At 63.4% G+C, this 26,891-nt stretch carries 37 protein-coding genes and 1 pseudogene; 2 read left to right on the forward strand and 36 right to left on the reverse strand.

All coding sequences use genetic code 11. The features are described 5' to 3' along the window. Positions 1-308: 308 nt before the first annotated feature. A complete protein-coding gene (locus tag ASG57_RS33050; protein WP_024342468.1) occupies positions 309-1,922 on the forward strand; it encodes an OprO/OprP family phosphate-selective porin in 1,614 nt (537 codons plus the stop codon). Positions 1,923-1,967: 45 nt separating this feature from the next. Here the strand turns inward: ASG57_RS33050 and ASG57_RS33055 are convergent, their stop codons facing one another. Beyond that, a complete protein-coding gene (locus tag ASG57_RS33055) occupies positions 1,968-2,345 on the reverse strand; it encodes a winged helix-turn-helix transcriptional regulator (RefSeq protein ID WP_024342467.1) in 378 nt (125 codons plus the stop codon). Positions 2,346-2,466: 121 nt separating this feature from the next. On the opposite strand from ASG57_RS33055, the gene ASG57_RS33060 reads away from it, so the two are divergent. Then, positions 2,467-3,480 carry a zinc-binding alcohol dehydrogenase family protein gene (locus ASG57_RS33060; protein ID WP_024342466.1) on the forward strand — a complete coding sequence of 338 codons (1,014 nt, stop codon included), beginning with the start codon at positions 2,467-2,469 and terminating at the stop codon, positions 3,478-3,480. Positions 3,481-3,534: 54 nt separating this feature from the next. On the opposite strand, the gene ASG57_RS33065 is transcribed toward ASG57_RS33060, so the two are convergent. From ASG57_RS33065 to rpsL, 35 genes and pseudogenes are all read right to left on the reverse strand, one after another. Beyond that, entirely contained in the window at positions 3,535-4,848 is a 1,314-nt protein-coding gene (locus ASG57_RS33065) for a chloride channel protein (protein ID WP_057198984.1), read from the reverse strand. Positions 4,849-4,859: 11 nt separating this feature from the next. Next, a pseudogene (locus ASG57_RS37345) lies at positions 4,860-5,152 on the reverse strand (DUF1330 domain-containing protein). A gap of 57 nt (positions 5,153-5,209) precedes the next feature. Then, positions 5,210-5,998 carry an SDR family NAD(P)-dependent oxidoreductase gene (locus tag ASG57_RS33070; RefSeq protein WP_024342464.1) on the reverse strand — a complete coding sequence of 263 codons (789 nt, stop codon included), beginning with the start codon at positions 5,996-5,998 and terminating at the stop codon, positions 5,210-5,212. Between the two features lie 179 nt (positions 5,999-6,177). Continuing rightward, complete coding sequence (gene rplQ, locus ASG57_RS33075; RefSeq protein WP_024342463.1) at positions 6,178-6,594, reverse strand: 50S ribosomal protein L17; 417 nt, start codon at positions 6,592-6,594, stop codon at positions 6,178-6,180. A 146-nt stretch (positions 6,595-6,740) separates the two neighbouring features. Beyond that, a complete protein-coding gene (locus tag ASG57_RS33080) occupies positions 6,741-7,772 on the reverse strand; it encodes a DNA-directed RNA polymerase subunit alpha (RefSeq protein WP_029674561.1) in 1,032 nt (343 codons plus the stop codon). A gap of 111 nt (positions 7,773-7,883) precedes the next feature. Beyond that, positions 7,884-8,273: a 30S ribosomal protein S11 gene (rpsK, locus tag ASG57_RS33085; RefSeq protein WP_007603045.1), complete on the reverse strand. Its 390-nt coding sequence runs from the start codon at positions 8,271-8,273 to the stop codon at positions 7,884-7,886. Positions 8,274-8,396: 123 nt separating this feature from the next. Then, positions 8,397-8,765: a 30S ribosomal protein S13 gene (gene rpsM / locus ASG57_RS33090; protein WP_008549231.1), complete on the reverse strand. Its 369-nt coding sequence runs from the start codon at positions 8,763-8,765 to the stop codon at positions 8,397-8,399. A 185-nt stretch (positions 8,766-8,950) separates the two neighbouring features. Further along, positions 8,951-9,817, reverse strand: coding sequence for an adenylate kinase (locus tag ASG57_RS33095; protein ID WP_024342461.1), 867 nt, complete (start codon positions 9,815-9,817; stop codon positions 8,951-8,953). Next, positions 9,814-10,995 (reverse strand): preprotein translocase subunit SecY, encoded by a 1,182-nt coding sequence (locus tag ASG57_RS33100; protein WP_230646644.1) that lies wholly within the window; start codon positions 10,993-10,995, stop codon positions 9,814-9,816. Before ASG57_RS33100 ends, ASG57_RS33095 begins: the two co-directional genes overlap by 4 nt. Positions 10,996-11,021: 26 nt before the next feature. Then, positions 11,022-12,353, reverse strand: a complete 1,332-nt coding sequence (gene secY / locus ASG57_RS33105; RefSeq protein ID WP_024342459.1) for a preprotein translocase subunit SecY — start codon at positions 12,351-12,353, stop codon at positions 11,022-11,024. A 249-nt stretch (positions 12,354-12,602) separates the two neighbouring features. Further along, positions 12,603-13,088: a 50S ribosomal protein L15 gene (gene rplO, locus ASG57_RS33110; RefSeq protein ID WP_011088136.1), complete on the reverse strand. Its 486-nt coding sequence runs from the start codon at positions 13,086-13,088 to the stop codon at positions 12,603-12,605. 75 nt (positions 13,089-13,163) lie between these two features. Then, complete coding sequence (rpmD, locus tag ASG57_RS33115) at positions 13,164-13,358, reverse strand: 50S ribosomal protein L30 (RefSeq protein ID WP_011088137.1); 195 nt, start codon at positions 13,356-13,358, stop codon at positions 13,164-13,166. A gap of 24 nt (positions 13,359-13,382) precedes the next feature. Then, positions 13,383-13,979, reverse strand: coding sequence for a 30S ribosomal protein S5 (gene rpsE, locus ASG57_RS33120; RefSeq protein WP_014494507.1), 597 nt, complete (start codon positions 13,977-13,979; stop codon positions 13,383-13,385). A 47-nt stretch (positions 13,980-14,026) separates the two neighbouring features. After that, on the reverse strand, positions 14,027-14,389 hold the full coding sequence (gene rplR / locus ASG57_RS33125; RefSeq protein ID WP_024342458.1) for a 50S ribosomal protein L18: 363 nt from the start codon (positions 14,387-14,389) through the stop codon (positions 14,027-14,029). An 11-nt stretch (positions 14,390-14,400) separates the two neighbouring features. Then, positions 14,401-14,934 carry a 50S ribosomal protein L6 gene (gene rplF / locus ASG57_RS33130; protein WP_024342457.1) on the reverse strand — a complete coding sequence of 178 codons (534 nt, stop codon included), beginning with the start codon at positions 14,932-14,934 and terminating at the stop codon, positions 14,401-14,403. Between the two features lie 16 nt (positions 14,935-14,950). Continuing rightward, positions 14,951-15,349 carry a 30S ribosomal protein S8 gene (gene rpsH / locus ASG57_RS33135; protein ID WP_024342456.1) on the reverse strand — a complete coding sequence of 133 codons (399 nt, stop codon included), beginning with the start codon at positions 15,347-15,349 and terminating at the stop codon, positions 14,951-14,953. A 14-nt stretch (positions 15,350-15,363) separates the two neighbouring features. Continuing rightward, positions 15,364-15,669 carry a 30S ribosomal protein S14 gene (gene rpsN, locus ASG57_RS33140; RefSeq protein WP_024342455.1) on the reverse strand — a complete coding sequence of 102 codons (306 nt, stop codon included), beginning with the start codon at positions 15,667-15,669 and terminating at the stop codon, positions 15,364-15,366. 46 nt (positions 15,670-15,715) lie between these two features. Continuing rightward, on the reverse strand, positions 15,716-16,273 hold the full coding sequence (gene rplE / locus ASG57_RS33145) for a 50S ribosomal protein L5 (protein ID WP_024342454.1): 558 nt from the start codon (positions 16,271-16,273) through the stop codon (positions 15,716-15,718). Continuing rightward, positions 16,266-16,580, reverse strand: coding sequence for a 50S ribosomal protein L24 (gene rplX / locus ASG57_RS33150; RefSeq protein ID WP_024342453.1), 315 nt, complete (start codon positions 16,578-16,580; stop codon positions 16,266-16,268). The genes rplE and rplX overlap by 8 nt, the downstream gene beginning before the upstream one ends. Beyond that, positions 16,580-16,948 carry a 50S ribosomal protein L14 gene (gene rplN / locus ASG57_RS33155; RefSeq protein ID WP_007603030.1) on the reverse strand — a complete coding sequence of 123 codons (369 nt, stop codon included), beginning with the start codon at positions 16,946-16,948 and terminating at the stop codon, positions 16,580-16,582. The genes rplX and rplN overlap by 1 nt, the downstream gene beginning before the upstream one ends. An 84-nt stretch (positions 16,949-17,032) precedes the next feature. Continuing rightward, complete coding sequence (gene rpsQ / locus ASG57_RS33160) at positions 17,033-17,281, reverse strand: 30S ribosomal protein S17 (protein WP_024342452.1); 249 nt, start codon at positions 17,279-17,281, stop codon at positions 17,033-17,035. Positions 17,282-17,294: 13 nt separating this feature from the next. Further along, entirely contained in the window at positions 17,295-17,501 is a 207-nt protein-coding gene (rpmC, locus tag ASG57_RS33165) for a 50S ribosomal protein L29 (RefSeq protein WP_011088144.1), read from the reverse strand. Between the two features lie 5 nt (positions 17,502-17,506). Further along, positions 17,507-17,920 (reverse strand): 50S ribosomal protein L16, encoded by a 414-nt coding sequence (gene rplP / locus ASG57_RS33170; protein ID WP_008136349.1) that lies wholly within the window; start codon positions 17,918-17,920, stop codon positions 17,507-17,509. A 30-nt stretch (positions 17,921-17,950) separates the two neighbouring features. After that, positions 17,951-18,676 carry a 30S ribosomal protein S3 gene (gene rpsC, locus ASG57_RS33175; RefSeq protein ID WP_014494500.1) on the reverse strand — a complete coding sequence of 242 codons (726 nt, stop codon included), beginning with the start codon at positions 18,674-18,676 and terminating at the stop codon, positions 17,951-17,953. Between the two features lie 17 nt (positions 18,677-18,693). Then, entirely contained in the window at positions 18,694-19,080 is a 387-nt protein-coding gene (gene rplV / locus ASG57_RS33180; protein ID WP_024342451.1) for a 50S ribosomal protein L22, read from the reverse strand. A 10-nt stretch (positions 19,081-19,090) separates the two neighbouring features. Further along, positions 19,091-19,369 carry a 30S ribosomal protein S19 gene (rpsS, locus tag ASG57_RS33185; protein WP_008136357.1) on the reverse strand — a complete coding sequence of 93 codons (279 nt, stop codon included), beginning with the start codon at positions 19,367-19,369 and terminating at the stop codon, positions 19,091-19,093. Between the two features lie 12 nt (positions 19,370-19,381). Continuing rightward, entirely contained in the window at positions 19,382-20,215 is an 834-nt protein-coding gene (rplB, locus tag ASG57_RS33190; protein WP_024342450.1) for a 50S ribosomal protein L2, read from the reverse strand. Positions 20,216-20,227: 12 nt separating this feature from the next. Further along, positions 20,228-20,530, reverse strand: coding sequence for a 50S ribosomal protein L23 (locus ASG57_RS33195; protein ID WP_008136362.1), 303 nt, complete (start codon positions 20,528-20,530; stop codon positions 20,228-20,230). Next, positions 20,527-21,147: a 50S ribosomal protein L4 gene (gene rplD, locus ASG57_RS33200; RefSeq protein ID WP_024342449.1), complete on the reverse strand. Its 621-nt coding sequence runs from the start codon at positions 21,145-21,147 to the stop codon at positions 20,527-20,529. The genes ASG57_RS33195 and rplD overlap by 4 nt, the downstream gene beginning before the upstream one ends. A 1-nt stretch (position 21,148) precedes the next feature. Beyond that, on the reverse strand, positions 21,149-21,862 hold the full coding sequence (gene rplC, locus ASG57_RS33205; protein WP_024342448.1) for a 50S ribosomal protein L3: 714 nt from the start codon (positions 21,860-21,862) through the stop codon (positions 21,149-21,151). A 96-nt stretch (positions 21,863-21,958) separates the two neighbouring features. Then, entirely contained in the window at positions 21,959-22,267 is a 309-nt protein-coding gene (gene rpsJ, locus ASG57_RS33210) for a 30S ribosomal protein S10 (protein WP_002712302.1), read from the reverse strand. An 84-nt stretch (positions 22,268-22,351) separates the two neighbouring features. Then, entirely contained in the window at positions 22,352-23,542 is a 1,191-nt protein-coding gene (tuf, locus tag ASG57_RS33215) for an elongation factor Tu (RefSeq protein WP_024342447.1), read from the reverse strand. 40 nt (positions 23,543-23,582) lie between these two features. After that, complete coding sequence (gene fusA, locus ASG57_RS33220; protein ID WP_024342446.1) at positions 23,583-25,655, reverse strand: elongation factor G; 2,073 nt, start codon at positions 25,653-25,655, stop codon at positions 23,583-23,585. Positions 25,656-25,688: 33 nt separating this feature from the next. Beyond that, the gene (gene rpsG / locus ASG57_RS33225) at positions 25,689-26,159 is read right to left on the reverse strand and encodes a 30S ribosomal protein S7 (RefSeq protein WP_024342445.1); all 471 of its coding nucleotides are present in this window, start codon (positions 26,157-26,159) and stop codon (positions 25,689-25,691) included. A gap of 15 nt (positions 26,160-26,174) precedes the next feature. Beyond that, entirely contained in the window at positions 26,175-26,546 is a 372-nt protein-coding gene (gene rpsL / locus ASG57_RS33230) for a 30S ribosomal protein S12 (RefSeq protein ID WP_007603006.1), read from the reverse strand. Positions 26,547-26,891: the final 345 nt, after the last annotated feature.

The raw sequence follows: 26,891 nt of genomic DNA on the forward strand, positions 1-26,891 counted from the left end.
ACCTCTTGGAAAAGACGCCGGAATATAGGCGCGTTCGTCCCGCAATAGAAGGGCGCCGGAGGGCAATATTCGGCCCGTGCCCGCTGTACCCGGCATGCAAGCGCAGCGTGCGATTCGGCAATTTGCCTGAGCGATCGATTGGCATGATGCGTGTCATCCAGCATTGTGGAGTGACGCAGGATTCGGTTGCGGCGAATTGGCATCAGTGGGAACCGCACAACCGGACGCAGCGTCGCGGGGCAGTCATCGATCCCACCTAGGCTCTCCGTTCGCGACTTGGAAAGTTCGTCAAACGATGGGAGGCGTACGTGAGCAGAACAAGAATTGCGGCCACGGCAATTGGTCTCGCCGGCGCGCTGGCGGCCTCGCAGGCCCAGGCCCAATCGGCAAGCAGCAGCGAGCAGGAGATCGCGCTCCTGAAGCAGCAGTTGAAGTTGCTCGAGCAGAAGCTCGACAGGCTTCAGAGCCAAACCGCGGCGAATACGGCGGCCACGGCAAGAGCCAAAGCCGAAGCCAAGGCCGAGGCGAAAGCCGAGGCGCGGTCGGAGGCGAAGGCGGCCGTGGCCAACGCGAACGCGGCGATCCCGGTCAAAGGGCCGGCACCTGCATCCGGTGTCGTCGTGACGATGCCGAACAACCGGCCGACCATCTGCACCGCCGATGGAGCAAACTGCGTCGGCATCACCAGCCGCCTGCACTGGGATGTCGGCGGCTACGACTATCGCCCCAATACGGCGGCGACTGTGCCGCAGAAGCTCGATAGCGGCCAAAACGTCCGCCGCGCACGCATCGGTGTCACCGGCAAGTTCTTCCACGACTGGAACTTCGCGCTGATCTACGATTTCGGCGGCTCGTCGGACGGATTTGGCGGCGCCGCACCGGGATCGCTTCCGGGCGGTGGCCTCTCCGGCGTAGAGAACGCCTATCTCAGCTATACCGGCCTGAAGCCGTTCGGCGGCAAGATGGCGATCGAGGCCGGCATCATGGATCTGCCATACACTCTCGACGAGGCCACGAGCTCGAACGACATCATGTTCATGGAGCGCGCCTCGCCAGGCGTGATCGCGACCAACATCGGCGCCGGCGACTTCCGCTCCGCAGCCGGTGCGCGCTGGTTCAACGACCAGCTCTGGATCGGCGGCTATGTCACGGGCCCCACGACGGGCGCGATCCATTCCGCTTCGAGCGTCTCGCCGCCGGGCACGAGCGAGCAATATGGCGCCGTGGCACGAGTCGCTGGCAATCCCATCAGCGCCAAGGACTACTCGGTGCATATCGGCGCCAATGCGCAATGGCTGATCCAGCCGCCGCGCAATCTGATCGCCAACACGCAGACTGTCACGCTGAGCGATCGTCCGGAATTGCGCCTCGACCCGACACCGCTGATCTCCACCGGCGCCATCGCCAACGTCTCGGGTGCGCAGGTCTACAGCGTCGAAGCCGCGGCGACCTACGGTCCGTTCATCGTCCAGGGCGAGTACTTCTGGTACAACGTCGATCGCACGGCCAACACCAGCGTGCCGCTGGCCGGCGCACCAAGCCTGAAATTCCAGGGCGGCTATGCGCAGGCTGGCTACGTGCTGACGGGCGAAGGCCGGACCTACAATGCGGCGAACGCCGCCTATCACGGTGTCAAACCGGCACATCCGTTCTCGCTCGATGGCGGCGGCTGGGGTGCGTGGGAGATCGCAGGACGCTTCTCGACGATCGACCTCAACGATCAGCTTGCAACGGCTACCGGCGTTGCCGGCGGACGTCAGACCGTCTACACGCTGGCGCTCAACTGGTACGTCAACGGCAACGTCCGCTTCATGCTGGACTATCTGCACGGCACGGTATCGCGACAGGCTTCGCCCGTATCGACCGCCGATGTCGGCTCGAAGTTCGACGCGGTCGCGATGCGCACCCAGTTCGCGTTCTGACACAGCCGGCTTTTCCGGGAGCGGTGCGATCCGCTCCCGGAAGCTCTACGCCGCGCGCCGCGGCTTCTTCACGACCACCGGCGGCGACGCGCAGGACAGCCGCTCCTGGTGGCTCTCGCCCCAGGCCTTCAGGATGTCGATGACCGGCTTGAGGCTCTCGCCGAGTTCGGAGAGGCAATACTCCACGCGCGGCGGCACCTCGGCATAGACTTTGCGGATGACGAGCTTGTCCTCCTCCAGCGCGCGCAGCTGCTTCGTGAGCATGCGCTGGGTGATGCCGGGCATCCGGCGGCGCAATTCGCCGAACCGCTGCGTGCCGCTCTGGAGGTGGTAGAGGATCACGCCTTTCCACTTGCCGTCGATAAGGTCCAGCGTCGCCTCGACCGAACAACCCGGACGACGGGCAAAATCGCGCCGTTTCATTCGTGTTTTCCCAATAGTATCCAAACAGGGACTATATCCCCAAATTTACAGTACTTGCCAATTGGAGGCCAGGGCGACAGTTAGAGCGGCAGGCGAACACGCCATCTGATGGAGACAAGCCATGAAAGCCGTCGGCTACAAGAAATCGCTTCCTATCGAGGAAGCAGAGTCCCTGATCGATTTCGAGACCGCAAAGCCCGAACCCAAGGGGCGCGACATCCGCGTCGCCGTGAAGGCGATCTCGGCCAATCCGGTCGACTACAAGGTCCGCAAGCGCGCTGCCCCGTCCGAAGGCGAGACCAAGATTTTGGGCTATGACGCCGCCGGCGTGGTCGACGCTATCGGTCCTGACGTCACGCTGTTCAAGCCGGGCGACGAGGTGTTCTATGCCGGCTCGATCCTGCGCCAGGGCACCAATGCCGAATTCCACCTGGTCGACGAGCGCATCGTCGGCAACAAGCCAAAGAGCCTGTCGTTCGCGCAGGCCGCCGCGCTTCCCCTCACCTCCATCACGGCCTGGGAATTGCTATTCGACCGTCTCGGCGCGGTACCGGGCAAGAGCGTCGATCCGCGCACCCTGTTGATCACGGGAGGCGCCGGCGGCGTCGGCTCGATCCTGATCCAGCTCGCCCGCCGCCTCACCGGTCTGACGGTGCTTGCCACGGCGACGCGGCCGGATTCGCAAAAGTGGTGTCTCGATCTTGGTGCACATGCAGTGGTCGACCACGGCAAGCCGATGAAGGAGCAGATCGAGGCCTTGAAGCTGCCGCCGGTCGCGCTGGTGGCAAGCCTCACCTTCACCGACCAGCACTACAAGGCGATCGCGGAGTTCATGGCGCCGCAGGGCAAGTTCGGCCTCATTGACGATCCCCCGGAGTTCACCATGAGCACTTTCAAGGGCAAGGCGATCTCGGTGCACTGGGAATCAATGTTCACGCGTTCATCGTTCCAGACGCCGGACATGATCGCCCAGCATCATCTGCTCAATGACGTCTCCGACCTCATCGACAAGGGCGTGCTGCGCACCACGCTCGACCAGACCTTTGGCACGATCAACGCCGCCAACCTCAAGCGCGCGCATGCGCTGCTGGAGAGTGGCAAGTCGCGCGGCAAGATCGTGCTGGAGGGGTGGTAGGCGAACTTCGTAGGGCAAACAAGTCAGTGGTGGGCAAGCTTCGCTCTGCCCACCCTACTGCATCTTTTCCTGCGGACGCGTCGCCCGTTCGATGAATCCCTTGGCGAGCGCGTGATAGATGCCCTCCTCGCAGATCATCCGCGAAGTCGCGTGCGCGATCAGCGCCGCCGCCATCAACGGCACGACCATGCCGTGATTGTCGGTCATCTCCGTCACAATCACGAAGGCGGTAATCGGCGCCTGCACCACGCCCGCGAAATACGAGACCATGCCGAGCAGCATGATCGCGCCGAGCGGCGCATCGTGGAAGAACGAGGCGATGTTGCTGCCAATGCCGGCACCGACGGCGAGCGACGGCGAGAAAATGCCGCCCGGTATGCCGCTGATCGCAGCAAAGGTGGTGGCAAGAAACTTGAGGGCGCAGAAATCCTGCGGCAGCGGCGAGCTGTGCTCCAGCGCCGCCTTCACCTGCTCGTAACCGGTGCCATAGATGGTATCGCCGGATACCAGGCCGCAGATCGCGACGACGAGACCGCAGGCGAATGCAAACCACAGCGGATGGCTCTTGATCGCGCGTCCGAGCGGATTATTGAAGCCGCGCGCCATCGCGATGACGATGCGGCTGAACAGGCCGCCCGCGAGGCCGCCGGCCACCCCGCAAAGTGGAACGGCGAGCCAGTCCGCTCCACGCGCCAGCGTCGTCGCGCTGCTGCCAAAATAGGCGTAATTGCCGGCGAGCGCGAGCGAGGTGAGGCCGGCCGCGATGACGGCCGCAATGATGAGGCTGGACGTGCGGGTTTCAAAAGCGCGGCTCATCTCCTCGATGCCGAAGACGATGCCAGCCAGCGGCGTGTTGAACGCCGCGGCCAAGCCGGCCGCGGCACCAGCCAGGATCAATCCGGGCTGGCGGCGCGGCGAGACGCGGCCGAGCGCGAACATGATGGAAGCACCGACCTGCACCGTCGGCCCCTCCCGCCCAACGGAGCCGCCACACAACAGACCGAACAGAGTGAGGATCACCTTTCCGATCGCAACCCGGATCGAGACCAGGCTCTCTCGCGCGCCCTGATCGGTCAGGTGCCGCGCCGCAATTGCCTGCGGAATTCCGCTGCCCTGCGCGTTCGGGAATAGACGGATGGTCAGATAGGCCGACAGCATGAAGCCGAGCGGCGTCACCGCCAGCACGGCATAGCGCGATTTCGCGAGCAGCAACGCAAAGGCGTGCTGGGCGAGGTCGGCAACTTGCGCTAGCGCCACCGCAATGGCGCCGACTCCGATCCCACCGAGCAGAAAGATCGCCTGCCGCCGCCACCGCGCGGATGTCAGGCTGAACAGACGTCTATGGCGGGTCGATAGGGGCCAGAACATAGAAGTTCATTCTAGCCTGCCGGGCGCCAAATTGAAGCACCCAGTAGGCAGATCAGGTAAGCTGGCACTACACCTTCCACGAATAGCAGTTGCCGCTCGAGCGCCGTCTGCCGAAGCTTCAGTGCATCGGCATATTCTGCCGATGCGTACCATTCGCGCGCCCGGGCCATCGAGGGAAACTCGACGATGATGATGGTCTTGGCCGGCGGACCACCCTCCCCCACCTCGGCAGCGTCGCCCTGCGCGAGATAGCGGCCGCCATATTGGGCAATGGTCTGCGCCGCGAGCGTGCGGTAGGCCCCATCGTAGCTCTGTCGCGCACCCCGGCCTCGATATCACAGGGGCCGCCATGCGCATCGTCTCAGGCGATCGTGTTGACGATGCCACCCTCGGCGCGCAGCGCTGCACCGTTGGTCGCGGACGCCTCCTTGGATGCGACGTAGACCACCATGTTGGCGATTTCCTCGACGCTGGCGAAGCGTTGCAGCAGCGAGCTAGGGCGATGCTGCTTGACGAAATTGGCGGCGGCTTCATCGACCGATTGGCCGTTCTGCCTGGCGAGATCCTTCACGAACGTCTCGACGCCCTCCGACATGGTCGGGCCAGGCAGCACGGAATTGACGGTGACGCCGGTGCCGCGGGTGAGCTGCGCCAGTCCGCGCGCGACAGAGAGCTGGGCCGTCTTGGTCATGCCGTAGTGGATCATCTCGACGGGAATGTTGAGCCCGGACTCAGAGGAGATGAAGACGACGCGGCCCCAGTTGCGATCGAGCATGCCCTTCATGTACGCGCGCGACAGCCGCACGCCGCTCATGACGTTGACCTCGAAGAAGCGCGTCCAATCCTCATCGGGGATATCGAAGAAGTCCTTCGGCTCGAAGATGCCGGCATTGTTGATGAGGATGTCGATCTCGGGCACTGCCCTAACGAGCGCCTTGCAGCCTGCCGCGGTCGAGACGTCGGCGGCGATGCCGCGGGCCTTGGCACCCGTCCCTTCCAGCTTGCGCACCGCCGCATCGACCTTGTCCTGGCCACGGCCGTTGATCACGATGCTCGCGCCCGAGCCGGCGAGGCCCTTGGCAATGGCGAAGCCGATTCCGGCGGTCGAGCCGGTGACGAGAGCGGTCTTGCCGGACAGGTCGATCTTCATACGATGTCTCCATGGATGATGGCGGAGATATCGGGCGCGTTCGATGGAGTGCAATCGGCGCTCACTCACGCGTGAGTGGCGCGGTGCTCGCAAGGTGGTTCGCCGAATGCGCATCCACCTGTACAAAAAAAGCGGCGCCTGCGAGAGCGCCGCCTTGTCAGATCGAAATGCCGGCGGGCTTACGCCGCCTCGGCTTCCGTCTCCTGCACCGGGCCGGAATCCTGGCCCTTGGCATCGACGTCGCGGTCGACGAACTCGATCACGGCCATCGCGGCGTTGTCGCCGTAGCGGAAGCCGGCCTTGATGATGCGGGTGTAGCCGCCCTGGCGGTCCTTGTAGCGGGGCGCGAGCACGTCGAACAGCTTCTTGACCTGATCCTTGTCGCGCATCTCGGAGATCGCCTGGCGGCGCATGGACAGGCCGCCCTTCTTGCCGAGGGTGACCAGCTTCTCCACGATCGGACGGAGCTCCTTGGCCTTCGGCAGCGTGGTGACAATCTGCTCGTGCTTGATCAGCGCGGCCGCCATGTTGGCGAACATCGCGCGCCGATGCTCGGCCGTGCGGTTGAGCTTCCGATGAACCTTGCCGTGACGCATGTGAGTAGTCCTTTACGTTAAAACTGCCGCGACGGTTCGTCGGACATGTTGCTCAGGTGGGCTGCCTGCGTTCGCCCTTTGAAAGCGAGTTGTGAGTAGCGAATGGCGAATAATCGTCCATTCGCCACTCCCTATTCGCCATCCGCTCAGTAGTGATCCTCGAAGCGCTTGGCGAGCTCGTCGATGTTCTCCGGCGGCCAGCCCGGCACTTCCATGCCGAGGTGCAGACCCATCTGGGCCAGCACTTCCTTGATCTCGTTCAGCGACTTGCGGCCGAAGTTCGGGGTGCGGAGCATTTCCGCTTCGCTCTTCTGCACGAGGTCGCCGATGTAGACGATGTTGTCGTTCTTCAGGCAGTTGGCCGAACGCACCGACAGCTCGAGCTCGTCCACCTTCTTGAGGAAGGCCGGGTTGAACGCGAGATCGGGGATGATCTCCTGGGCGACTTCCTTGCGCGGCTCTTCGAAGTTGACGAACACGTTGAGCTGATCCTGCAGGATGCGCGCAGCGTAGGCCACGGAGTCATCCGGCGTGATCGCGCCGTTGGTCTCGATGGTCATTGTCAGCTTGTCGTAGTCGAGGATCTGGCCCTCGCGGGTGTTCTCGACCTTGTAGGAGACCTTGCGGACCGGCGAATACAGGCTGTCAACCGGGATCAGGCCGATCGGCGCGTCCTCGGGACGGTTGCGCTCGGCGGGCACGTAGCCTTTGCCGGTCGAGACCGTGAACTCCATGCGGATCTCGGCGCCCTCGTCGAGGGTGCAGATCTGCAGATCGGGGTTCAGCACGACCACGTCGCCGACGGTCTGGATGTCACCGGCGGTCACGACGCCCGGACCCTGCTTCTTCACGACCATGCGCTTGGGGCCTTCGCCCTGCATCTTGATCGAGATGTCCTTGATGTTGAGCACGATGTCGGTGACGTCCTCACGGACGCCCGCGATCGAGGAGAACTCGTGCAGCACGCCGTCGATATGCACCGACTGCACCGCCGCGCCCTGGAGGGACGACAGCAGGATGCGGCGCAGCGCATTGCCGAGGGTTTGGCCGAAGCCGCGCTCGAGCGGCTCGGCGACGATGGTCGCGAAACGCGAGGGGTCGCTGCCAGGCGTGACCTGGAGCTTGTTCGGCCGAATCAGTTCTTGCCAATTTTTCTGGATCGTCACTGTTTCACCCATACAGGCCAGTCGAACTGCCATGCAGACACTGGCGTTGGAGAAAGGCCGCGGGCCGTACCTGCGGCTTATTGCAAAACTCATTGCGGGCGCCGATGCGCCCGCAACCTGGTATCAAACGCGCCGACGCTTGCGGGGGCGGCAACCGTTGTGCGGGATCGTGGTCACGTCGCGGATCGAAGTAACGGTGAAGCCTGCGGCCTGGAGCGCGCGGAGCGCGGATTCGCGGCCTGAACCGGGACCGGCGACCTCGACTTCGAGCGTGCGCATCCCGTGCTCCTGCGCTTTCTTCGACACGTCCTCGGCGGCGACCTGCGCGGCATACGGGGTCGACTTGCGCGAGCCCTTGAAGCCCATCGTGCCGGCCGAGGACCAGGCGATCGTGTTGCCCTGCGCGTCGGTGATGGTGATGGTCGTGTTGTTGAACGACGAGTTCACGTGCGCGACGCCGGACGCGATGTTCTTGCGCTCACGACGACGAACGCGGGTGGCTTCCTTGCCCATTGAGTCCCTTTCCTGAAGATCTCAAACGCCGCCGTAATGCCAGCGGCTACACCTGTGGAACGAAAAGCGCGTGGCGAACGGGTCATCCCCTCTTCGCCACACGCCGCGATTGGATTCGAAAACTTACTTCTTCTTGCCGGCGATGGCCTTGGCCGGGCCCTTGCGCGTACGCGCATTGGTGTGGGTACGCTGGCCGCGCACCGGCAGACCGCGACGATGACGCAGGCCGCGATAGCAACCGAGGTCCATCAGACGCTTGATGTTGATGCCGACCTCACGACGCAGATCGCCCTCGACGAGATAGTCGCGGTCGATGACTTCGCGGATCTGAAGCACTTCGGCGTCGCTGAGCTGATTGACGCGACGATCCACGGGAATCTTCACTTTCTCCAGGATCTCACCGGCGATCTTCTGACCGATGCCATGGATGTACTGGAGCGCGATCAGCACGCGCTTGTTGGTGGGAATGTTCACGCCGGCAATACGGGCCACGGCCTTCTCTCCTGTCGCCGATCCTCGTCAGGACCGGGCTTTAAGTGCTTGTGTTCTCGGGCAGGTGTTCACAAACGCGAACACGACGCCCACCCCCGGTCTTCCTGGGGCCCGGCATCGTCTGAAACTATCCGACTTGGATGCGGGGCTTATTAGGGGATTCCGGGGGCTTTCGTCAACCGCTGCTAGCGTTTGGCTCGCTTTTTCGTGACCTTTTTTGCGGCCTTTCTGGCTCCCTTCTTGACGGCCTTCCCGGCGGTCTTCACGACCGCCTTCTTGGCTGTTTTCCTGGTCGCCGTCTTGGGGCCCTTCACGACCCTCTTGGCCGCCTTCTTGCCAGTCTTGACCGATTTGGCGCCTTTTTTGGTGGTTTTCGTCGGTTTCTTGGCCGTCCTCTTGGTGGTCTTGGCCTTTTTGGCAGGCGCCGCCTTCGCTGCGCTTCGGGCGCGGGTCTTGGGCTCAACCGCACCGAGGGCCAGGAGTTGGCGATGGATGGCCTGGGTGACCTCGTCGATGGCCATCATGCCGTCGATGGTGGAAAGCTTTCGACGCTCGGAATAGTAGTGAATCAGCGGTTCCGTCTGGCTGCGGTAGCTGGCCAGCCGCTTGGTCAGGACCTCCGGGGTATCGTCGACACGGACCTCCTCCCCCCGTTCGCGCATCTGGGCTACCCGGGTCTCGACGCGGTTCAAGAGCGCGCTCTCGTTGACGCGGAGCTCGATCACGGCGTCGAGCTTGAGATGCTTGCGCTTGAGCAACTCGTCCAGCGCCTCGGCCTGCGGCACGGTGCGCGGGAAGCCATCGAGGATGAAACCCTTCTTGGCGTCCGGCTGGTCGATCCGGTCGGAGATGATTCCCACGACGACATCGTCCGGCACTAGGCCGCCGCTGGCCATGATCTCCTTGGCCTTCAGTCCGACCGGCGTTCCAGCAGCAACAGCGGCACGCAGCATCTCGCCGGTCGAGAGCTGAACGATGCCATAGCGCTGCACCAGAAGCTGAGCCTGAGTCCCCTTGCCCGACCCCGGCGGTCCCAGAAGTATAATTCTCATCGGCGTACGCCCCCCGGATTGGTGAGCGATACGTCGCGCACCTGTGCTTTGATATCAAGAGCGGTGCAAACCACAACCAGCACCGCACCGCCATTGATGACCATACTATAAGGCAGTCCGATCCCGTAAAGGTCGAAGACCTCCGGAATCACCTGCAACGCCGTCAGGTAGACGGCTCCGACGACCGTCGTCAATGACACGACGCGATCGAGATAATCGGCGGTAGCCTCGCCGCGAGCAACACCGGGAATGGCGCCATCGCGGGCGGCAAGACATTTGGCGGTGTACTCGGGATCCACGACGTAGGCGGTGTAGACGAAGGCCAGAACGAACACGGCGATCGACACGAGCATGAGGTGCACAGGCTGCCCCATTTGAAGATGTCCGTAGACCGCCGCGACCGCCGGGTGATCGCCGCCCAGGACCAGGCCAGCAAAGGTGAGCGGCAGAAAGAATATCCACGGCGCCACGGTAACCGGAATCAGAAACCCGGCGCTGTTGAGCTTGATAGGCAGCACGGCATTACGCGCGGGCAGGTATCGCGTACCGACCCTGCGCGCGCCAAATGTGACGGGAATGTTCCGCCGGGCCTCTTCGAATAGCACGATCACGGCCACGGTCACGATCCAGAACACGGCATGGCCGAGCACGAGATAGCCCGAGATTGCCCCGCTCTGCACGAGACCGACGATGCCCGAGACGTCCTGCGGAATGGAGACGAGAAAGCCGGCACTCAGGATCAGAGCCAGGCCGTTGCCGATGCCGTGGCGGGTGATCTGTTCGCTCAACCACACCAGCACGAAGACGCCTCCGACCATCGAGGCCGTCGCCGCCGCCACGAACCAGCCATCGGGACTCCTGACTAGGCCCGGAATGGACGTCAACGCTGAGGCAATGCCATAGGCTTGAAAGGCAGCGAGAACCAAGGTGAGCCCGAGCGTAGCCCGCGCAATCTTGCGGCGACCGCTCTCACCGGAGCGCTCAAGCGAACTCACGCCGGGCCACACCACCGACAGCAGCCGAACAAAGATCGCAGCGGTCAGATAGGGAACAAGGCCGAGTGCAAAGAGCGAGAGGCGGGCGATGAGGGCCGAGGTCGGCAAGAGGCTGGACGTGCTTACCCCGGCAATCGGAATCTGCGTGCCGAGCCTGAAAAGAAGCAGCGCGCCGATCGTCAAAGCGATTCGGCGGGCGAGCTCCCTGTTCATCTACGGCGGCCCCGCAGCTTCGACTTGCGGATCAGGCCCTCGTACTGATGCGCCAGCAGATAGCCCTGGACCTGCGCCACCGTATCCATGGTGACACTGACCACGATCAGCAGCGAGGTGCCGCCGAAATAGAACGGCACCGAGGCGTAGGAGATCAGGATCTCGGGGATCAAGCAGACGATCGCGAGATAGATGGCGCCGAGCACGGTGATGCGCGAGAGCACGTAGTCGATGTATTCGGCGGTGCGCTCGCCGGGGCGAATGCCCGGAATGAAACCGCCGTGCTTCTTCAGATTGTCCGCGGTCTCGGTCGGGTTGAACACGATCGCGGTGTAGAAGAACGCGAAGAACACGATCAGCGCCAGATACATGATCAGGAACAGCGGACGGCCATGGCCGAGCTGCGTGGTGATCCACTGAAACCATTCCGGCCCGCTGCCCGCGTTGAAGTTCGCAACCGTGGTCGGCAACAGCAGCAGCGAGGATGCGAAGATCGGCGGAATCACGCCGGAGGTGTTGAGCTTGAGCGGCAGATGCGAGGACTGACCCTCGAACATCTTGTTGCCGACCTGCCTCTTCGGATACTGGATCAAGAGGCGGCGCTGGGCGCGCTCCATGAACACGATGAAGGCGATCACGACGACCGCCATGATGATGACGACCAGGATCAGGCCGGTCGACATCGCACCCTGACGGCCGAGTTCGAGCATGCTGGCGAGCGCGGCGGGGAGCTCGGCAACGATGCCCGCGAGAATGATCAGCGAAATGCCATTGCCGATGCCGCGCGAGGTGATCTGCTCGCCCAGCCACATCAGGAACATGGTGCCGCCGGTCAGCGTGATCGCGGTGGACAGGCGGAAGAACAGGCCGGGCTCGCTGACGACATTGCCGGCGCCCTCGAGACCCACAGCAATACCATAGGACTGGAATGCGGCCAGGATCACCGTCAGATAGCGGGTGTACTGGTTCAGAGTCTTGCGGCCGGCCTCGCCTTCCTTCTTCAGGGCCTCGAGCTGCGGCGAGACGGTGGTGAGAAGCTGGATGATAATCGAGGCAGAGATGTACGGCATGATGTTCAGCGCGAAGATCGCCATGCGGTGGATGCCGCCGCCGGCGAACATGTTGAACATGCCGAGGATGCCGCCCGCCTGCGAGCGGAACACCTGCTCCCAGATGTTGGGATCGATGCCCGGCAGCGGGATGTAAGTCCCGAGCCGATAAACGAGCAGCGCACCCAGGGTGAACCAGATGCGCTTCTTCAGTTCGTCGGCCTTGGCAAACGCGCCGAAATTGAGATTGGCTGCCAGTTGTTCCGCTGCAGAGACCATCTTGGACTTTCTCCCGCCGCCTGTTGCGCCGTCATGCCCGCGGCCGGGCTGCTAAGGCGCGATGAGATCAGGATGCCTCGTCATCGCGCTTTAGGTTGTCGCATTAAGCATGATCTTCCCGGAAAACCGCTTCACACTTTTCCGTATCATGCTTTGGCGGACGCCGGACATTATCTAAGGCTCGCCTTCGATAAGTCTACGTTCCCGCATGCGTAAAGGCCCGCGCGCCGCGGGCCGATGACGCAGTTGTTACGCCGCCTCGCCTTCTTCCTTGGCGGGGGCGAGGATCTTCACCGAGCCGCCGGCCTTCTCGACCGCCGCGATCGCCGTCTTGGTGGCGCCGTGCACCTCGATGTTGAGCTTGGACTTGAGCTCGCCGCGGCCGAGCAGCCGCAGGCCGCCCTTGGCGCGGCGCAGCACACCCCCCTTTACCAGGGCCTCGACGTTCACGACGCTGCCGGCGTCGATCTTCTTGGCATCGACCGCTTCCTGGAGCCGGTCGAGATTGATCTCGGCGAACTCGACGCGGAAAATGTTGTTGAAGCCGCGCTTGGGCAGGCGGCGATGCATCGGCATCTGGCCGCCTTCGAACCCCTTGATGCGCACGCCCGAACGCGCGGTCTGGCCCTTGCCGCCGCGGCCGGACTGCTTGCCCTTGCCGGAACCGATGCCGCGGCCGACGCGCATGCGCTTCTTGCGCGAGCCGGCGTTGTCGGCGATATCGCTGAGCTTCATCGCCCTTCTCCTTGTGTCTTGCGCACGATCTTCACCGAAAACCGCTTCCCGGTTTTCGGGATCCTGCGCTCTTGCTTACTTCTCGTCGACGATACGGACGAGATGGTGAACCTTCTCGATCATGCCGCGGACTGCCGGGGTGTCAGGCAGTTCGCTGGTGCGGCCGATCTTGTTGAGCTTGAGCCCAATCAGCGTCGAACGCTGCGAGTGATGGCGGCGGATCGCGCTGCCGGTCTGCTCGAGCTTGATCGTCTTTGCGGCCTTGGCCATGGGAGTTACTCCGAAAAGCTTCCGTTAGTCGGCAGCCGCCTCGGCATCGCCGCCGATACGACGCGACTGGAGGGTGGACACCTTGATGTTGCGGCGGGCTGCGACCGAACGCGGCGAATCCTGGTGCTTGAGCGCGTCAAAGGTCGCGCGCACCATGTTGTACGGATTCGACGAGCCGATTGACTTCGCTACCACGTCCTGGACGCCGAGCGTCTCGAACACGGCACGCATCGGGCCACCGGCGATGATGCCGGTACCGGCCGGAGCTGCACGCAGGTAGACACGGCCCGCACCGTGACGGCCGGCGATGTCGTGATGGAGCGTGCGGCCCTCGCGCAGCGACACGCGCGTCAGGTTACGCTTGGCCGACTCGGTCGCCTTGCGGATCGCCTCGGGCACTTCGCGCGCCTTGCCGTGACCGAAGCCGGCGCGGCCCTTCTGATCGCCGATCACGACCAGCGCTGCGAAACCGAAGCGCTTGCCGCCCTTGACGACCTTGGCCACGCGATTGATGTGGACGAGCTTGTCGACGAACTCGCTGTCGCGCTCCTCGCGCTCCCTGCGTTCACGTCCGCCGCCGCGTTGATCGCGTCCACCACGTTGTTCGCGTTCAGCTGCCATGGTTTTTCCAATCCTTCAGAGGCTTACGCCCCAATCCTCAAATTCCGTTAGAAGCTCAGCCCACTCTCACGCGCCGCGTCGGCCAGAGCCTTGACGCGCCCGTGATAGAGATAGCTGCCGCGATCGAACACGACTTCCTTGACGCCCTTCTCGGCGGCGCGCTCGGCCAGCAACTTGCCGACCGCCTTCGCCGCATCGATGTCGGCGCCGGTCTTGCCGCCATCGCGCATCGACTTCTCGAGCGAGGAGGCAGAGGCCAGCGTCTCGCCCTTCAGGTCGTCGATGACCTGGGCGTAGATGTGCTTTGACGAGCGGAACACCGACAGGCGCGGACGGCCGCCGGCGGAACGGCGCAGCTTCAGCCGCACACTCCGCTTGCGCCGGGCATTCGTAACCTTGGCTTTCGACATGACCGGCTCCGTTACTTCTTCTTGCCTTCCTTGCGGAAGATGAATTCGCCCACATACTTCACGCCCTTGCCCTTGTAGGGCTCCGGCGGACGGTAGGCGCGTATCTCGGCGGCGACCTGGCCGACGCGCTGGACGTCGCTGCCGGCGACCGTGATCTCGGTCGGCTTCGGCACGGTGATCGTGATCCCCTCGGGGATTGGATAGATCACGTCATGGCTGTAGCCGAGCGCGAGCTGCAGGTTCTTGCCCTGCATCGCGGCGCGGTAGCCGACGCCGGTGATCTCGAGCTTCTTCTCGAAGCCCTTGGTGACGCCTTCGACCAGATTCGCGACCTGGGCGCGAGCGGTGCCGTACAGCGCCCGCGCGCGGTTGGTCTCGGTCCGCGGCTTGACCTTGACCTGGCCGTTCTCGAGCTTCACCTCGACGTCGTCGTGGACGATGAACTGAAGCTGGCCCTTCGGCCCCTTCATCTTGACGGTCTGGCCGTCGACGGTCGCGGTAACGCCCGACGGCACCGCCACAGGCTTTTTGCCAACACGTGACATGGATCGAAAATCCTTCTCAGAACACCGTGAAGAGGACTTCGCCGCCCACATTCGCGTCGCGCGCGCTGTGGTCGGCCATGATCCCCTTCGGTGTCGACAACACCGAAATGCCGAGTCCGTTGTTCACCCGCGGCAGGTTCTTCACCGAGGCGTAGACTCTGCGCCCAGGCTTGGAAACACGCTCAATCTCGCGGATGACGGGCTCGCCGTCGAAATACTTCAACTCGATCTCGATCTCGCTGCGGCCGGAGGAATGCTCGAGCGTGGCGTAGCCGCGGATGTAGCCCTCGGCCTTCAGGACCTCGAGCACGTTCTCGCGCATCTTCGAGCCGGGGGTGGAGACCTTGGTCTTCGAACGCATCTGCGCGTTGCGGATACGGGTGATCAGATCGCTGATTGGATCGTGCGTAGACATCTAAACGACCCTCCTTACCAGCTGGACTTCACGAGGCCCGGGACCATGCCCTTGGAGCCAAGGTCGCGCAGCGCGATACGGGACAGCTTGTTCTTGCGGTAGTTCGAGCGCGGGCGCCCCGACAGCTCGCAGCGCAGACGGATGCGGGTCGCCGACGAATTGCGCGGCATTTCCGCCAGCTTTAGGGTCGCGGCGAACCGCTCCTCCATCGGCAGCGTCTTGTCGGCGATGATCGCCTTCAACCGCTCGCGCTTGGCGGCGGCGTTCTTCACCATCCGCTTGCGCCGGTTGTTCTTCTCGACTGAACTCTTCTTTGCCATGCTTGGCTCCTGGGTATCCGCGTTTGAGAGGCTTTAAATCAGCGTCTCACTGCCGGAACGGGAAATTGAAAGCGGTCAACAAGGCCCTCGCCTCTTCGTCGGTCTTGGCCGTGGTGCAGACGGTGATGTCCATACCACGGGCTTCCGTGACCTTGTCGAAGTCGATCTCGGGGAAAATGATGTGCTCCTTGATGCCGAGCGAGTAGTTGCCGCGCCCGTCGAAGCTCTTCGGGTTCAGGCCGCGGAAGTCGCGAACGCGCGGCAGCGCGACGTTCACCAGGCGATCGATGAACTCGTACATGCGAGCCTTGCGCAGCGTGACCTTGCAGCCGATCGGCTGGTTCTCACGGAGCTTGAAGGTCGCGATCGCGATACGCGAATAGGTCACGATCGCCTTCTGGCCGGCGATCTGGGTCAATTCGGCTGCGGCGGTCTCGGCCTTCTTGCGGTCGTTGACGGAATCGCCAACGCCCATGTTCAGGACGACCTTGTCCAGACGCGGAACCTGCATGACGTTCTCATAACCGAACTTCTCGGTCAGAGCGGTGCGGATATTCGCATCGTATTCCGCGCGCAGGCGCGGCGTGTAAGCGGCCTCAGCCATCGATCTCAGCTCCCGAGCTCTTGGCGATGCGGACCTTCTTTCCGTCCGCCAGAATCTTGAATCCGATGCGGGTCGGCTTTCCGTCCTTGCCGACATACGCGATGTTGGACAGTTGGATCGGCGCCTCTTTCGAGATGATGCCGCCCTCCTGGGCCTGCGTCTGCTTCTGGTGACGCTTGACCATGTTGATGCCGCGCACCAGCGCCGTGCCGGCGTCGGGGCGAACCTCGAACACTTCGCCGGTGCGCCCCTTGTCGCGACCGGTCAGCACGACGACCTTGTCGCCCTTGCGGATCTTCGCAGCCATCACAGCACCTCCGGCGCGAGCGAGATGATCTTCATGTGGTTCTTGGCGCGCAGCTCGCGCGGCACGGGCCCGAAGATACGGGTACCGACCGGCTCGGACTGATTGTTGATCAGGACGGCAGCGTTGCGGTCGAACCGGATGACCGAGCCATCGGCGCGGCGGATGTCCTTGCGGACGCGCACCACGACGGCCTTCATCACGTCGCCCTTCTTCACCTTGCCACGCGGGATAGCTTCCTTGATCGAGACGACGATGATGTCGCCGATCGTGGCGTAGCGGCGCTTGGAGCCCCCGAGCACCTTGATACACATGACACGGCGTGCGCCAGAATTGTCGGCCACGTCGAGGTTGGTCTGCATCTGAATCATTGATGCACCTCGTCCTCTTTCTATTTGCGCCAGCCCAGCCGGCGCTCAACATTTCCCTGAAGTCAGTCGGCTAGAGCCAACAGATCAGGCGCTTTTCTTGTGTTCGCCCCGGATCACGACCCAGCGCTTCAACTTCGAAATCGGCTTCGTTTCCTCGATCCACACCATGTCGCCCGGCTTGAACTGGTTGCTCTCGTCGTGCGCGTGGTAGTTCTTGGAGCGGCGGATCGTCTTCTTGTAGATCGGGTGCGTGAAGCGGCGATCGACCCGCACCACGATGGTCTTGGCCTGCTTGTCGCTGACGACCACGCCCTGCAAAGTACGTTTCGGCATCTTCGTAAGCCTCTTACTTCTTCTTGGCGCGCGTCTGCGCGGCGACGGTCTTGATCCGAGCGATGTCACGGCGAGCCTCGCGCAGGCGCGAGGTGTTCTCGAGCTGCCCGGTGGCGCGCTGGAAGCGCAGGTTGAAGCGCTCCTTCTTCAGGTTCAGGATGGCGTCATCCTGCTGGTCGGGGCTCATCGCGCGGATGTCTTCGATCTTCATCTGGGCCATGGCCATTACTCCGCAATGCGCTCGACGAAGCGCGTCTTGATCGGCAGCTTGGCCGCCGCCAGGGTCAGCGCCTCACGCGCCGTCTGGGTGTTGACGCCGTCGATCTCGAACAGCACCCGGCCCGGCTTGACGCGCGCGACCCACAATTCCGGAGAACCCTTGCCGGAGCCCATGCGGACTTCGGCCGGCTTCTTCGACACCGGAACGTCGGGGAACACGCGGATCCAGACGCGGCCGGCACGCTTCATGTGACGGGTCAGCGCGCGACGGGCGGCTTCGATCTGGCGCGCGGTGACGCGCTCAGGCTCGGTCGCCTTCAGGCCGAACTGCCCGAACGCCAACGTCGCGCCTGAAGACGCAACGCCGTGGATGCGGCCCTTATGCGCCTTCCGGAACTTCGTTTTCTTAGGTTGCATCATGGCTTTAAGCCCTCAAATTCCTGTCTGGCTCTAGGCAGCGGCCGTATCGCGGCGCTGACGGCCACCACGATCGCCACTGCCGCCGGTCTCGCCTTCGGCCATTCTCTTGTCCTGGGCCATCGGATCGTGCTCGAGGATCTCGCCCTTGAAGATCCAGACCTTGACGCCGCAGGTGCCGAAGGTCGTGAAGGCGGTCGCCACGCCGTAATCGATGTCCGCGCGCAGCGTGTGCAGCGGCACGCGGCCTTCGCGGTACCACTCCATGCGCGCGATTTCCGCACCGCCGAGACGTCCCGAGCAGTTGATGCGGATGCCTTCCGCGCCGAGACGCATCGCCGACTGCACGGCGCGCTTCATGGCACGGCGGAACGCCACGCGGCGCTCGAGCTGTTGGGCGATCGACTCGGCCACCAGCGTCGCATCGAGCTCCGGCTTGCGGATCTCGACGATGTTGATGACGACGTCGGACGAGGTGATGTCCGCGACCTTCTTGCGCAGCTTGTCGATGTCGGCGCCCTTCTTGCCGATCACCACGCCCGGACGGGCCGAGTGGATGGTGACGCGGCACTTCTTGTGCGGACGCTCGATCACGATGCGGGCGACGGCCGCCTGCTTGAGCTCCTTGTGCAGGATCTCGCGGATCTTGACGTCCTCGTGCAGCAGCTTGCCGTATTCCTGCTTGCCGGCGAACCAGCGGGAATCCCAGGTCCGGTTGATGCCGAGACGCAGACCGATCGGATTGATCTTCTGACCCATCGTGTTCTCCTGCGCCCTTAAGCGGCGGCTTCAGCTTCGACCTGACGAACAATGATCGTCAGCTGCGAAAACGGTTTGTAGACACGGCCCGAGCGGCCGCGACCGCGGGCGGCGAAGCGCTTCATCACGAGGCCGTTGCCGACGAAGGCCTGCGCCACGACCAGATCGTCGACGTCGAGGTCGTGGTTGTTCTCGGCGTTGGCGATCGCCGATTCCAGGCACTTCTTCACGTCGACCGCGATCCGCTTGCGCGAAAACTGCAGGTCGGCGAGCGCGGCAGACGCCTTCCGGCCGCGAATGAGCTGGGCAACCAGATTGAGCTTCTGCGGGCTCACCCGCAGCATCCGGGCGACCGCCTTGGCCTCGTTCTCGGCGAGGCTCCGTTCGCGCTTAGGTTTGCTCATCGTTTAATCCTCAAGCCTTCTTGGCTTTCTTGTCGCCGGAGTGGCCATGGAAGGTCCGGGTCGGCGAGAACTCGCCGAACTTGTGACCGACCATTTCCTCGTTCACGGCCACCGGCACGTGCTTCTGACCGTTGTAGACGCCGAAGGTCAGGCCGACGAACTGCGGCAGGATCGTCGAACGACGGCTCCAGATCTTGATGACGTCGTGACGGCCGGACGCGCGCGCGGCATCTGCCTTCTTGAGCAGAGAACCCTCGACGAACGGGCCTTTCCAGACTGAACGAACCATGTCCGGCGTTCCTTACTTCTTCCGCTTGTGGCGGCTTAGGAGAATGAATTTGTTGGTCGACTTGTTGGTGCGGGTCTTCTTGCCCTTGGTCGGCTTGCCCCATGGGGTGACCGGATGACGGCCGCCCGAGGTACGACCTTCACCACCGCCGTGCGGATGGTCGATCGGGTTCATCGCAACACCGCGGTTGTGCGGGCGACGGCCCATCCAACGCTTGCGACCGGCCTTGCCGATCGAGGTGTTCATATGATCCGGGTTCGACACCGCGCCGATCGTGCCGCGGCAGCGGCCGTGCACCAGGCGCTGCTCGCCCGAGTTCAGGCGGATGATGACGTAGTCCTGGTCGCGGCCAACGAGCTGGGCATAGGTGCCGGCAGAACGGGCGAGCTGGCCGCCCTTCCCGATCTTGACCTCGATATTGTGAATGATCGTGCCGACCGGCATGTTGCCGAGCGGCATGACGTTGCCCGGCTTCACGTCGACATAGTTGCCGGCGATGATGGTGTCACCCACGGCCAGGCGCTGCGGCGCCAGGATATAGGCCTGCTCGCCGTCCTGATACTTGATCAGAGCGATGAAGCCGGTTCGGTTCGGATCGTACTCCAGCCGCTCGACGGTCGCGGGGACGTCGATCTTCTCGCGCTTGAAATCGACGGTACGCAGCGTCTGCTTGTGACCGCCACCGCGGAAACGCACGGTGATGCGACCGGTGTTGTTGCGGCCGCCCGAGGACTTCTTGCCCTCAGTGAGTGCCTTGACCGGCTTGCCCTTGTACAGGGCCGAACGATCGACCATGACCAGCTGGCGCTGGCCCGGCGTCGTGGGATTGAATGTCTTCAGTGCCATCGTCGTACGACCTTACAGACCGGTGGTCACGTCGATCCGGTGGCCCTCTTCGAGGGTCACGATCGCGCGCTTGCTGTTCGACTGCGAACCGAGATTACCGCGGAAGACCTTCGTCTTGCCTTTGCGGACCAGCGTGTTGACGCTCTTGACCTTGACGTCGAACAGCTTCTCGATCGCTTCCTTAATCTGCGGCTTGGTCGCCTTCGCGGCCACCTTGAACAGCACCTTGTTGTGCTCAGAGGCGATCGTCGCCTTTTCGGTAACGACCGGCGACAGGATCACGTCGTAGTGGCGAGGCTCGATGTTCTTCGTCATTTGAAGCGCGCCTCCAGCGCATCGATGGCGGCCTTGGTCAGAACAAGCTTCTGACGGCGCAGGATGTCATAGACGTTGATGCCCTGGATCGGCAGCACGTCCATGTTCGGGATGTTCCGGGCGGCAGCGGCAAAACCGTTGTTGAGCTCGGCACCGTCGATGATCAGCGCGTTGGTGAGCCCGAGGCCCGAGAAGTGGCCGAGCAGCGCCTTGGTCTTGGCGGTATCGAGAGCGGCCTTCTCGATCACGACCAGATCGCCGTCCTTGGCCTTGGCCGAGAGCGCGTGCTTGAGCGCAAGGGCGCGGACCTTCTTCGGCAGGTCTGTGGCGTGCGAACGCACAACCGGACCGAAGGCACGGCCGCCGCCACGGAACTGCGGCACGCGGGCCGAGCCGTGACGAGCACCGCCGGTGCCCTTCTGCTTGTACATCTTCTTGCCCGTGCGCCAGATCTCGGCGCGGCCCTTGGCCTTGTGCGTGCCGGCCTGCCGCTTGTTCAGCTGCCACTGCACGCAGCGCGCGATGATGTCCTCGCGCGGCTCGAGGCCGAAAATGGCGTCGGAAAGCTGGACCGAGCCCGCTTCCTTACCTTCGAGGGTGGTAACCTTCAATTCCATCTCACGCCTCCTGCGCAGCCGGAGCGGCTTCCGCGTCGCCAGCAACCTTGAACTTGCCGGGCTTCGGAGCTTCCTTCGGCAGCGGCTTCTTGACGGCGTCGCGCACGCGGATCCAGCCGCCCTTGGAGCCGGGAACGGCTCCCTCGACGAGGATCAGGCCGCGCTCGACATCGGTCTGGACGACGCGAAGGTTGAGCGTGGTGATGCGGTCGACGCCCATGTGGCCGGGCATCTTCTTGTTCTTCCAGGTCTTGCCGGGGTCCTGACGGCCACCGGTCGAACCGATGGAGCGGTGCGAGATCGACACACCGTGCGTGGCGCGCAGACCGCCGAAGTTCCAGCGCTTCATGCCGCCGGCGAAGCCTTTGCCGACCGAGGTGCCGGTGACGTCGACGAACTGACCGACGACGAAGTGATCGGCCTGGATCTCGGCGCCGACCGGGATCATCGCATCGGCGCTGACCCGGAATTCCTCGACCCGGCGCTTCGGTTCGACCTTGGCGACCGCGAACTGGCCGCGCTCAGCCTTCGGCATGTAAACGGTCTTGCGGCTGCCAGATCCGAGCTGGAGCGCGACGTAACCGTTCTTCTCCTCGGTGCGGTGGCCTACGACCTGGCAATTGCCGAGCTTCAGCACGGTCACGGGGATATGTTCGCCGGCCTCCGTGAAGACCCGCGTCATCCCGACCTTTTGTGCGATCACTCCGGAGCGCATCGGCTTGCTTCCTGTTCTTTCTGTCCTTGCGGACTAGCTAATCTTCGGTGTGAGCAAGACCCGGTCAGAAACCGGCGCCCACTCTCGGGGTCTTGCTCAGAGCTTGATCTCGACGTCGACGCCGGCAGCGAGGTCGAGCTTCATCAAGGCGTCGACGGTCTGCGGGGTCGGATCGACGATGTCGAGCAGGCGCTTGTGAGTGCGCATCTCGAACTGTTCGCGGCTCTTCTTGTCGACGTGGGGCGAACGGTTGACGGTGAACTTCTCGATGCGGGTGGGCAGCGGAATGGGTCCGCGGACCTGCGCGCCGGTGCGCTTCGCCGTGTTCACGATCTCGCGGGTCGACGTATCGAGGATACGATGGTCGAACGCCTTGAGACGGATACGAATGTTTTGGCCGTTCATTGCCGTGTCTTTCTCAGTGGGTGGCGAGTAGCGAGTAGCGAACAGAATCCCCTATTCGCCACTCACCGTTCCCTATTCGCGTGATTACTCGATGATCGAGGCGACGACGCCGGCGCCGACGGTGCGGCCGCCCTCGCGGATCGCGAAGCGCAGCTTCTCTTCCATCGCGATCGGCACGATCAGGTGCACTTCCATCGCGATGTTGTCGCCCGGCATCACCATCTCGGTGCCTTCCGGCAGGTGCACGACACCAGTCACGTCGGTGGTGCGGAAGTAGAACTGCGGACGGTAGTTGGTGAAGAACGGGGTGTGGCGACCGCCCTCTTCCTTGGTGAGGATGTAGGCCTCAGCCTTGAACTTGGTGTGCGGCTTGACCGAACCGGGCTTGGCCAGAACCTGGCCGCGCTCGACGTCCTCGCGCTTGGTGCCGCGAAGCAGCGCACCGATGTTGTCGCCGGCCTGGCCCTGATCGAGCAGCTTGCGGAACATTTCGACGCCGGTGACGGTGGTCTTCTGGGTGGCGCGGAGACCTACGATCTCGATTTCCTCGCCGACCTTGACGACGCCGCGCTCGACACGGCCGGTCACGACGGTACCGCGGCCCGAGATCGAGAAAACGTCTTCGACCGGCATCAGGAACGGCTGGTCGATCGGACGCTCCGGCTGCGGGATGTACTCGTCGACATTGCGCATCAGCTCGAGAATGGCGTCGTGGCCCAGCTTCTTGTCGGAGTCTTCGAGAGCGGCGAGCGCCGAACCCTTGATGATCGGGATCTTGTCGCCGGGGAACTCGTACTTCGAGAGCAGTTCGCGAACTTCGAGCTCGACGAGCTCAAGCAGCTCCGGATCGTCGACCATGTCGCACTTGTTGAGGAACACGACGAGCGCGGGCACGCCGACCTGGCGGGCGAGCAGGATGTGCTCACGGGTCTGCGGCATCGGGCCGTCAGCGGCCGACACGACCAGGATTGCACCGTCCATCTGCGCGGCGCCGGTGATCATGTTCTTCACGTAGTCGGCGTGGCCGGGGCAATCGACGTGGGCATAGTGACGGTTCTGCGTCTCATACTCGACGTGCGCGGTCGAGATGGTGATGCCGCGCGCCTTCTCTTCCGGCGCCTTGTCGATCTGATCGTACGCGGTGAACGTCGCACCGCCGGTCTCGGCGAGGATTTTGGTGATCGCCGCGGTCAGCGACGTCTTGCCATGGTCGACGTGACCGATGGTGCCGATGTTGCAGTGCGGCTTGGTACGTTCAAACTTTGCTTTGGCCATTTGACTCTCCGTTCAATCGTCAGCTTGAGACCGACGACAATCAGGCAAACTTCTTCTGGACTTCTGCCGACACGTTGGCCGGCGCTTCTGCGTAGTGGTCGAACTGCATGGTGAAGGTCGCGCGACCCTGGCTCATCGAGCGCAGGTTGTTCACGTAACCGAACATGTTCATGAGCGGCACCATCGCGTTGATGACGTTGGCGTTGCCGCGCATGTCCTGGCCCTGGATCTGACCGCGCCGGGAGTTCAGGTCGCCGATGACCGAACCGGTGTAGTCTTCCGGGGTCACCACTTCGACCTTCATGATCGGCTCGAGCAGGACGGACTTGCCCATCTGCAGCGCTTCGCGGAAGCAGGCGCGCGACGCGATTTCGAAGGCGAGCGCCGACGAGTCGACGTCGTGATACTTGCCGTCGACCAGCGTCACCTTGACGTCGACCACCGGGAAGCCCGCGACCACGCCGGACGACAGTACGCTCTCCAGGCCCTTCTCGACGCCCGGGATGTACTCCTTCGGCACCGCGCCGCCGACGATCTTCGACTCGAACTCGTAGCCCTTGCCGGGCTCGTTCGGCTCGACGATGAACGACACGGCCGCGAACTGGCCGGTACCGCCGGTCTGCTTCTTGTGGGTGTAGCTATGCTCGACCCGCTTGGTGACGCGCTCACGGAACGCCACCTGCGGCGCGCCGATGTTGGCGTCAACCTTGTAGGTGCGCTTGAGAATGTCGACCTTGATGTCGAGATGGAGTTCGCCCATGCCCTTGAGAATGGTCTGGCCGGACTCGTGGTCGGTCGACACGCGGAAGGACGGATCCTCCGCGGCGAGCTTGGCCAGCGCCACGCCCAGCTTCTCCTGGTCGGCCTTGGACTTCGGCTCGATCGCGATCTCGATGACCGGCTCGGGGAACTCCATCTTCTCCAGGATCACCGGCTTGTCGGGATCGCACAGCGTGTCACCGGTGCGCGCTTCCTTCAGGCCGGCCAGCGCGACGATGTCGCCGGCATAGGCTTCCTTGATGTCCTCGCGGTTGTTCGCATGCATCAAGAGCATGCGCCCGATCCGCTCCTTCTTCTCGCGGGTCGAGTTAACGACGCCGGTGCCGCTCTGCAGGATACCGGAATAGATGCGGCAGAAGGTGATGGTGCCGACGAAGGGGTCGTCCATGATCTTGAACGCGAGCAGCGCCAGGGGCTCCTTGTCGTCCGCCTTGCGCACCACCTCGTTGCCCTTGTCGTCGGTACCCTTGATCGCGGGCACGTCGAGAGGCGACGGCAGATAGTCGACGACAGCATCAAGCAACGGCTGCACGCCCTTGTTCTTGAAGGCCGAGCCGCACAGCACGGGATAGAACGCGCCGGTCAGCACCGCCTTGCGGATCAGGCGCTTCAGGGTCGCTTCGTCCGGCTCCTTGCCGTCGAGATAGGCGGCCATGGCGTCGTCATCGAGCTCGACGGCGGCTTCCACCATCTTCTCGCGGTATTCCTTGGCCTGGTCGACGAGGTCTTCCGGAATGTCGACATAGTCGAACTTCGCGCCGAGCGCTTCATCGTTCCAGACGACGCCCTTCATCTTCACGAGGTCGACGAGACCCTTGAAGTTGTTCTCGGCGCCGATCGGAAGCTGGATCGCAACGGGCTTGGCACCCAGACGGTCGACGATGTCAGACAGGCACTTGAAGAAATCGGCACCGATCTTGTCCATCTTGTTGGCGAAGACGATGCGCGGAACCTTGTACTTGTCACCCTGGCGCCAGACGGTCTCGGTCTGGGGCTCGACACCTTGGTTGGAGTCGAGCACGCAGACGGCGCCGTCGAGCACGCGCAAGCTGCGCTCGACTTCGATGGTGAAGTCGACGTGGCCGGGGGTGTCGATGATGTTCAGGCGCTTGCCGTTCCAGAAGGCGGTGGTCGCAGCCGAGGTGATCGTGATGCCACGCTCCTGCTCCTGCTCCATCCAGTCCATCGTCGCGGCACCCTCGTGCACTTCGCCGATCTTGTGGCTCTTGCCGGTGTAATAGAGGATGCGCTCGGTCGTCGTGGTCTTGCCGGCGTCGATATGCGCCATGATACCGAAATTGCGGTAGTCCTCGATGGCATGTTGGCGGGGCATGGGGCGTTCCTTGCGAGTCCGAGTGTGTCGCCGTTACCAGCGATAGTGCGAGAAGGCGCGGTTGGCTTCCGCCATCCGGTGCACGTCTTCACGCTTCTTGACGGCGTTCCCGCGGTTGTTCGATGCGTCCAGGAGCTCCGCCGAGAGGCGCTCCGTCATCGTCTTCTCGTTGCGCTCGCGCGCGGCAGAGATCAGCCAGCGAATGCCCAAGGCCTGCCGGCGGGTCGAGCGAACTTCGACCGGAACCTGGTAGGTCGCGCCGCCGACGCGGCGGGAGCGCACCTCGATGGTCGGCATGACGTTCTCGAGCGCCTGCTCGAACACGCCGAGCGGGTTCTGCTTGGTCTTGGCCTCGATGATGCCGAACGCACCATAGACGATGCCTTCCGCAACCGACTTCTTGCCGGCGTACATCACCGAGTTCATGAACTTGGTGACGATGATGTTCCCGAACTTGGGATCCGGGAGGACTTCGCGCTTTTCCGCAGAGTGGCGACGAGACATAGGCTTGGTTCCCGCTTACTTCGGACGCTTGGCGCCGTACTTCGAACGACGCTGCTTACGGTTCTTGACGCCCTGGGTATCCAGAACGCCGCGGAGGATGTGGTAGCGCACGCCGGGCAAGTCCTTGACGCGGCCGCCGCGGATCATGACCACCGAGTGCTCCTGGAGGTTATGACCTTCGCCGGGGATGTAGCCGATCACCTCGAAGCCGTTCGTCAGGCGCACCTTGGCGACCTTGCGAAGCGCCGAGTTCGGCTTCTTCGGGGTCGTGGTGTAGACGCGGGTGCAAACACCACGCTTCTGAGGCGACTGCTGCAGCGCCGGCACCTTCTTGCGCGACTTCTGCACTTCCCGCGGTTGAGCGATCAGCTGGTTGATCGTCGGCATCCTGGCCTTACCCTTTGTTCTGCCGCAGGCCCTTCCGGACCCGCTGTCTTGCCGCGGCCCGTTGCCGGGACCGCAAATTGTTTTCGAGCCACCCGCCCGACGAGGTCGCCTCAAGCGGAACAATCCGCGCAAAGCGAAATTGCGCCAACCGCTCCATCACCGAGCGGAAAGCGCTTCGACGCCACAGAGGACCGCAGTCTTGAAGCCGTTCAGCGTAACGCCGCGGCCCGAATACTGAGGTCATGCATCCGAATTCGATCTCAAGAGAGCGTGCTCAAGAGAACTAAAATCGCACTGGCATTGCCTAGCTATGATCGACAGCGTTTGAGCGGCATTCGTCGAGGT

The organism is Bradyrhizobium sp. Leaf396 (assembly GCF_001424605.1).
Taxonomy (GTDB): Bacteria; Pseudomonadota; Alphaproteobacteria; order Rhizobiales; family Xanthobacteraceae; genus Bradyrhizobium; species Bradyrhizobium japonicum_C.